At 66.6% G+C, this 919-nt stretch carries 1 protein-coding gene; it reads left to right on the top strand.

Annotated features, from left to right (window positions below):
* On the top strand, positions 1 to 918 hold a 918-nt coding region (locus HUW36_RS33565), incomplete at its 5' end, for a non-reducing end alpha-L-arabinofuranosidase family hydrolase (protein ID WP_281357596.1).
* Position 919: the final 1 nt, after the last annotated feature.

The following is a 919-nucleotide window of genomic DNA, read 5'->3' as shown; positions in this document are numbered from 1 at the left end:
CCGCCCGGCACGTGCACCCTCCCGTCGAGCTACCGCTGGAGTTCGACCGGTCCGTTGGCCACCCCGAAGTCGGGTTGGGTGTCGTTGAAGGACTTCACGGTCGCTCCGTACAACGGTCGGCATCTGGTCTACGCGACCACGCACGACTACGGGTCGTCGTGGGGCTCGATGAACTTCGGGTTGTTCGGCAACTGGTCGGAGATGGCCTCGGCCAGTCAGAACGGCATGTCGCAGGGCACCGTCGCGCCGACGCTGTTCTACTTCGCCCCGCGCAACCTGTGGGTCCTGGCCTACCAGTGGGGTCCGACCGCGTTCTCCTACAAGACCTCGACCGATCCGACGAACCCCAACGGCTGGTCGTCGGCGCAGCCGCTGTTCACCGGCAGCATCTCCGGATCCGGCACCGGCCCGATCGACCAGACGCTGATCGCCGACGGCCAGAACATGTACCTGTTCTTCGCCGGTGACAACGGCAAGATCTACCGGGCCAGCATGCCGATCGGGAACTTCCCCGGCAGTTTCGGCTCGACCTACACCACGATCATGAGCGACTCGACGAACAACCTGTTCGAGGCGGTCCAGGTCTACAAGCTCCAGGGCCAGACCCGCTACCTGATGATCGTCGAGGCGATCGGGGCGCAGGGCCGCTACTTCCGCTCCTTCACCGCGACCAGCCTCAACGGCTCCTGGACACCGCAGGCGGCGACCGAGAGCAACCCGTTCGCCGGCAAGGCCAACAGCGGCGCCACCTGGACCAACGACATCAGCCACGGCGAGCTGATCCGCACCAGCGCCGACCAGACCTTCACCGTCGACCCCTGCAACCTGCAACTGCTCTACCAGGGCCGCGCCCCCAACTCCGGCGGCGACTACGGCCTGCTCCCCTACCGGCCCGGCCTGCTCACCCTGCAGCGCTGAC

This window comes from Micromonospora maritima (assembly GCF_902825405.1).
GTDB classification, from domain to species: Bacteria; Actinomycetota; Actinomycetes; order Mycobacteriales; family Micromonosporaceae; genus Micromonospora; species Micromonospora maritima.
Note: the sequence above shows the minus strand (reverse complement) of the source record. Positions and strands in the feature narration are given on the sequence as shown.